Annotated in this window: 7 protein-coding genes and 1 pseudogene; 3 read left to right on the top strand and 5 right to left on the bottom strand. The window is 71.2% G+C overall.

Going from position 1 to position 5,786, the window contains the following annotated elements; translation table 11 throughout:
* Positions 1 to 209 (top strand): annotated as a pseudogene (locus ABD54_RS25050) (ABC transporter ATP-binding protein); the annotation flags it as partial.
* Between the two features lie 58 nt (positions 210 to 267).
* Here ABD54_RS25050 and ABD54_RS25045 read toward each other — a convergent pair.
* Both ABD54_RS25045 and ABD54_RS25040 read right to left on the bottom strand, forming a co-directional pair.
* Entirely contained in the window at positions 268 to 1,053 is a 786-nt protein-coding gene (locus ABD54_RS25045) for a sporulation protein (protein ID WP_047872009.1), read from the bottom strand.
* A 143-nt stretch (positions 1,054 to 1,196) separates the two neighbouring features.
* The gene (locus tag ABD54_RS25040) at positions 1,197 to 1,808 is read right to left on the bottom strand and encodes a TetR/AcrR family transcriptional regulator (protein ID WP_047872008.1); all 612 of its coding nucleotides are present in this window, start codon (positions 1,806 to 1,808) and stop codon (positions 1,197 to 1,199) included.
* Positions 1,809 to 1,953: 145 nt separating this feature from the next.
* On the opposite strand from ABD54_RS25040, the gene ABD54_RS25035 reads away from it, so the two are divergent.
* Positions 1,954 to 2,340 carry a hypothetical protein gene (locus tag ABD54_RS25035; RefSeq protein WP_047872007.1) on the top strand — a complete coding sequence of 129 codons (387 nt, stop codon included), beginning with the start codon at positions 1,954 to 1,956 and terminating at the stop codon, positions 2,338 to 2,340.
* Between the two features lie 117 nt (positions 2,341 to 2,457).
* Entirely contained in the window at positions 2,458 to 2,820 is a 363-nt protein-coding gene (locus ABD54_RS25030; protein WP_047872006.1) for a GntR family transcriptional regulator, read from the top strand.
* Between the two features lie 34 nt (positions 2,821 to 2,854).
* Here ABD54_RS25030 and ABD54_RS25025 read toward each other — a convergent pair whose 3' ends face one another.
* The 3 genes from ABD54_RS25025 to ABD54_RS25015 form a co-directional block, all read right to left on the bottom strand.
* Positions 2,855 to 4,102, bottom strand: coding sequence for an Nramp family divalent metal transporter (locus ABD54_RS25025; protein WP_047872011.1), 1,248 nt, complete (start codon positions 4,100 to 4,102; stop codon positions 2,855 to 2,857).
* A gap of 143 nt (positions 4,103 to 4,245) precedes the next feature.
* Positions 4,246 to 4,605 carry a hypothetical protein gene (locus ABD54_RS25020; RefSeq protein WP_047872005.1) on the bottom strand — a complete coding sequence of 120 codons (360 nt, stop codon included), beginning with the start codon at positions 4,603 to 4,605 and terminating at the stop codon, positions 4,246 to 4,248.
* Between the two features lie 111 nt (positions 4,606 to 4,716).
* Positions 4,717 to 5,786: sigma-70 family RNA polymerase sigma factor (locus ABD54_RS25015; RefSeq protein WP_047872004.1), on the bottom strand; the 1,070-nt coding region annotated here is incomplete at its 5' end.

Below are 5,786 nucleotides of genomic sequence, written 5' to 3'. Positions count from 1 at the left end.
TGGCCCATGATCTGGCTGTGGTGCGTCAGGTCAGTGACCGGGTCGCGGTGATGCGCGCGGGTGAGGTGGTGGAGATGGGCGACAGCGACGCGGTGTACGAGAATCCGGCCAGCGACTACACCCGCCAACTGCTCAACGCGGCGCCCGTGCTGGACCCCGACCAGGCCCGCGAGCTGCGCGCGGAGCGCACCCGCCAGCGGACCGGGTGAGCCTCGCTCCGACCGCGCCTCGGGCCCCGGGGACGCTGGTCCCCGTGGCCCGCCGGGGTCAGAACATGCTGCGCTTGCCCGCCAGCGAGTCGATCCACTGGTGCAGGTGGCCCGACCAGTCGCGTCCGGCGCCCCCGTCGTGGTCGACGCTGAAGCGGTGGAAGGTGTCGCGGCCCTCCGAGAAGAGCAGCCCCGGCTTCTTGTCCAGCTCCAGCACCACGTCCATGCCGCGCTCGTCGGTGACCAGGGACAGCTCCAGCTCGTTCAGGCCCCGGTAGCGGCTGGGGGAGAAGAACTCGATCTCCTGGTAGAAGGGCAACCGCTGGCGGGTGCGCACGATGCGGCCCTGCTCCAGGTCGGCCTGCTTGAAGGAGAAGCCGAGGGAGGCCAGCGAGTCCAGCACGGCCAGCTGCGAGGGGAGCGGCTCCACGGCCACCGGGTCCAGGTCGCCGGGGTCGACCGCGCCCGCCACGTGCAGGCGCGTGTTCACACCGACGTTCATGCGGTGCAGGTGGCGGCCCCGGTGGACGGTGACGGGGGTCTCCCAGGGCACGAACAGCTCGAAGGGAACCTCGAAGCGCTGGCCGGGGGCCAGGGTCACGCCGCCGCCGATCTGGACCCGGTGGAACTCCAGGTCGCGGGTGCTCTCGTGGTCGCCGCTCTCGACCTCGACCCGGGCCTGGAGGCCGACGGTGAGCCGCTCGACCTGCTGCTCGACGTTACCGCCCTCGATGACGACGGTACCCCGCAGGGCGCCGCCCGGGGCGGACACGGAGGAGTGCAGGGTGGTTTCCACCGAGGCCCCGCCGAACCCGATACCGGCGAGCAGACGCTTGAGAACCATGGATGACCTTTCTGTACCGCCCCGCGCAGTGAGGAGGAGCGGGGTCGGGGGCTGTCTCCTGGTAACGACGCCGGGAGAACGCGCTCGGTTCCCCGACGAAGGTCCCTGTTTCGCCCGGCGGGGCCCGCCACGCCCGGGTGCGGCTAGGAGGTGAGCCCGCGCAGCAGGGCGCGCAGCCCGTGCCGGAAGCGCGCCAGGGACTCGGCGGCATCGGGCGCGTCCTCCTCGTCCTGGTGGCGGACCTGGTGCACGACCGCGCCCACGCAGTAGGAGTCCAGGGCGTCGGCGGCGCGCTCCAGGTCCTCGCCCTCCAGCCCCGCCTCGGCGAGGGCGTCGTGGATCAGGGCCCGGGTGGCGTCGCTGCTCGGTGTGCGCGGGGCGCGGTGGACCAGCAGGGAGAGCGCCCCGGAGAACTCCAGCAGCCGCTCCCGGTAGGCCTCGGCCCACTCGGTGAGGCGCACGTCCCAGGGCCGCTCGTCCTCCTCGGGCTCCTTCGCCCCCTCCGCGTCCTTCGGCGCCTCCCCGTCGTCGAGGGGGACGGTGCCGGTGGCCGCGGGGGAGGTGACGTAGGCGGCGATGGCGTTGAACAGCTGTTCCTTGCCCAGGGGGAAGTGGTGGTAGATGGCCATGGCCTCCACCTCCAGCGCGTCGCCGAGGCGGCGCATGGACAGGCCGCCGAGCCCGCGGCCAGCGATGATGTGGAGCGCCTCGAGGATGATGCGCTCGCGGCTGAGTCCGGCGTAGTTCCTGCTCACGATGGTCCTTTCGGGGGTGTGCGCCGTAAAGGTGGCAGATCGCGGGCCGCGCGGCCACCACCGCCGCGCCGCCCGGCTCGCCAGATGATATTGGTCACCTCTAGAGTGGCCCCGTCCGACGTTACGCGTGGTCTGGAGCACACACATGGGACTTGCCAAGCAGAGCACGGCTCAGGCGCGGGAGAGCCTGGCCTCCGACCAGGAGCGCGCGGAGCGCCTGCCCGAACTCCTGAGTGCGGTGGCCCAGGCGCAGGAGGCGCTGGAGACGGCCCGCACCCGGAACGCGCCGGTGGAGGAGCTGAACCGGCGGGGCGTGGATCTGGACGCGGCGCTGACCGAGGCGATGCGTGCGGCTTATGCCCAAGAACGCGCCCTGGTGGGGCCCAAGGGGTACGAGGACCGGATCTACCGGCGCAAGCGGCTGGCCCGCCCGCGGGTGCGCGAGGCCACCCGGGTCGCCGAACGCCTGCTCACCGCCCGGGAGGCCCACCGCCTGCACGGGATCGAGCGGGTGCCGCGCCAGGCGGTCTGACACCGGCGGCTCCGCCCCGCGACCTGGGGTCGGTACACGCACGGTAACTTGGTGTCCGGTCCGGCCCGGTCCGCGGCCGGACACCGCAGCAGGCGACGGTGGGGAGCGCAGTGGCACATGGCGGATTTCATCCGTGTCGATCCGACGTCGAGGGTCCCGCCCTACGAGCAGATCAGGTCGATCGTGGCCATCGCGGTGGCCAACGGTGAACTCCCGGTGGGCTACCGGCTGCCCACGGTGCGCGCCCTGGCGGGTCAGCTTTCGGTGGCGGTGAACACCGTGGCCCGCGCCTACCGGGAGCTGGAACAGGCCGGTGTGGTCGAGACCCGCGGCCGTTCGGGGACGTTCGTCGCGGCGGGCCGCGACGACCAGCGCGCCGAGGCGCTGGCCGCCGCCCGGGCCTACGCCGAGGTGATCTCCCGGGTGGGCCTGGACCACGACGAGGCGGTGGAGATCCTGCGCGCGGCGCTGCGGGGCTGAGACCGTCCCGCGCGCCGCCGCGCCTACCGGCGGTTCAGGCCCCGGTGACGATCCCGTAGAGCTCGTAGAAGCACAGCACCACGAACAGCGACCCGGCCAGCGCCAGGCCCGCGTTGCTGACCCAGCCGTTGCGCCACTCGCGGGGGGCGCGCGAGGAGTTGAGCAGCCACATCAGGGTGAAGGCCAGGAACGGCATGAAGAAGGCGCCCAGCACTCCGTAGGCGATGACCAGTTGGAAGGGCTTGCCGAGCAGCAGGAGCAGCATCGGCGGGAAGGTCAGCCAGAGCACGTAGCCGCGAAAGGCCCAGCTCTTCTGGTTCTCCTCCGGGTCGGTGTCGGTCCTGCCCCGCAGGTGGTTGACGAAGTCGGCGAACAGCAGGCTCACGCCGTTCCACACGCCGATGATGGAGGAGTAGGCGGCGGCGAAGAAGCCGATGAGGAAGGCCGTCGCGACGAACCCGCCGAAGCGCTCGCGCAGCACGTCGCCCAACTGGATCAGGCCCTGGTCGCCCTGTTGCAGCGCGATGCCGCTGGCGTGGAGCAGTTCGGCGCCGACGATGAGCATCGCTATGACGAAGACGCCGGTGGTGATGTAGGCGACGCGGTTGTCCAGCCGCATCATCCGCATCCAGGAGGAGTCCCGCCAGCCCTTGGAATTGACCCAGTAGCCGTAGGCCGCCATGGTGATGGTGCCGCCGACGCCGCCGACCAGACCCATGGTGTAGAACACCGAGCCCTCGGGGAGCATCGGGACCAGCCCTCGGAGCGTCTGCCCGATGTCGGGGACGACGTAGACGGCCAGGCCGACCACGGTGACGAACATGACGCCCACGAGCACCGTCATGATCTTCTCGAACACCGCGTAGCGGTTGAACCAGACGACCACCAGCCCGGAGATCCCGGCCAGGATCGCCCACACCTCCAGCGGCACGCCCGGCACCAGCGCGGCCAGGGGCAGGGCCGTGGCCGACATGGCGCTGGCTCCGTAGACGAAGCCCCAGATCACGATGTAGGGCGCGAAGTAGACGGTGGTCCACTTACCCAGGCTGCTCCAGCCGGCGAAGATGGTGGTCCCCGTGGCCAGGTGCCAGCGCCCGGCGGCCTCGGCCAGGGAGATCTTGACCAGGCAGCCGACGATGGTGGCCCACAGCAGGGCGTAGCCGAACTGGTTGCCCGCGATGAGCGTGGCGACCATGTCGCCCGCGCCCACGCCGGTGGCCGCGACGACGATGCCCGGACCGATCTGTTTCCACGTCGTCCTGCGCTGCTCGATGGCTGCCATCGTGTCCTTCCCCCTGGCGGGACCGGCCTGGTCCGTGGTGGGCACGACTGTAGGGCTTCGGACACAAGGTGCATACGGACGGGTAAGCGACGGAGACGATCCGTGGCGGAATCGATATGTTCCAGATCACGTCCGGTGCCCGGTCAGCGGCGCAGGCCCACGACCGAGACCACGTAGAACAGGACCAGCCCGAGCCAGACCAGCGGCAGCGCCGCCGGGCTGCCCATGGCCGCGGTGATCGCGGAGACCGGAATGCTCACGCCCAGGCACACCAGGGAGAGCACGAAGCGCACGGTGTTGGAGGGCAGGCCCGTCTTGGCCGTCTCAGTGCGCGCCTGCGCGGCCAGGTGGTGGCGCACGCGGGCCTCGACGGTGCCGTCGATGCGTTCGACCAGGGAGGCCGCCACGGCCTCGTCGTACTCGGGGCCGAGCTCGCGGCTGGCGCGCAGCGCGGCGGAGATCTCGTCGCTGTGGCGCTGGGGGTGATCGCTCATGGCCACCATCGTCGCACCGCGCTGTCCGCGGCGTGCCGGGACGGACGCGATACCGGGGACGAACCAGGGTTCGCCCTGAGGGTCTCGGACGCGGCCCCGCGCCGCCCGTCGTGCCGGGCCCTAGCTGGCGAAGTCCAGCAACTGCTGGGCGCGGCTGGGGTGGCGCAGCTTGGACAGCGACTGCTTCTCCAGTTGGCGGATGCGCTCGCGGGTCAGCCCGAGGTGCTTGCCGATCTCGTCCAGGGTGCGCGGACGGCCGTCCATGAGGCCGAAGCGCAGGGACATGATGGTGGCCTCGCGCGGCTCCAGGTCCGACAGCGCGTTGCGCAGTTGGTCGGCCATGAGCTGGCGGTCCACCACCTCGGAGGCCTCCGAGGCGTCCACGTCCTCGATCAGGTCGCCGATGCGGGTCTCGCCGTCCTCGCCGATGGTGGAGTCCAGGCTGATGGGCTGGCGGGTGACCCGCAGTAGCTCCTCGATCTGGGCCGGGGTCTTGTCCAACTCCAGGCCCAGCTCCTCCGGCGTGGGCTCGCGGCCCAGCGCCTGGTGCATGTCGCGCTCCAGGCGGCTGACCTTGCTCAGCAGCTCCAGGACGTGCACTGGCAGACGGATGGTGCGCGCGGAGTCGGCGAAACCGCGCTGGATGGCCTGGCGGATCCACCACATGGCGTAGGTGGAGAACTTGAAGCCCTTGGTGTAGTCGAACTTCTCCACGGCGCGGATCAGGCCGAGGTTGCCCTCCTGCACCACGTCGAGCAGCGACATCCCCCGGTCGCTGTACTTCTTGGCCACCGACACCACCAGGCGCAGGTTGGCCTCCAGCATGTGGGACTTGGCCTTGCGGCCGTCCTCGGCCACCCACTCCAGCTCTTCGACCTCGACCTCGGCCAGCGGGGCGGAGCCGTCCACCTCGCCGTGCAGGCCGAGCCGGTACTCGGCGTAGAGCCCGGCCTCGACCCGCTTGGCCAGGTCGACCTCCTGCTCCGCGGTGAGGAGCTGGCGTCGGCCGATGGCCTTGAGATAGGTGTGGACCGAGTCGCCCATGGCGGGGGACTGGTCGTCGAGGTCGGCCTCGCCGGTTTCCGCGTCGGTGGTGGTCTGGGCGGGCTCGGCCTTCTTGACGCGCCGTGTGGAGCGGGTCTTCCTCCTGGGGGAGGGGCCCTTGCGCGGCGCGGTCTTGCCTTCGGCCC

The organism is Nocardiopsis sp. RV163, assembly GCF_001029525.1.
Taxonomy (GTDB): Bacteria; Actinomycetota; Actinomycetes; order Streptosporangiales; family Streptosporangiaceae; genus Nocardiopsis; species Nocardiopsis dassonvillei.
The sequence above is the reverse complement of the archived record's forward strand: the minus strand, read 5'-3'. Positions and strand labels throughout refer to the sequence as shown.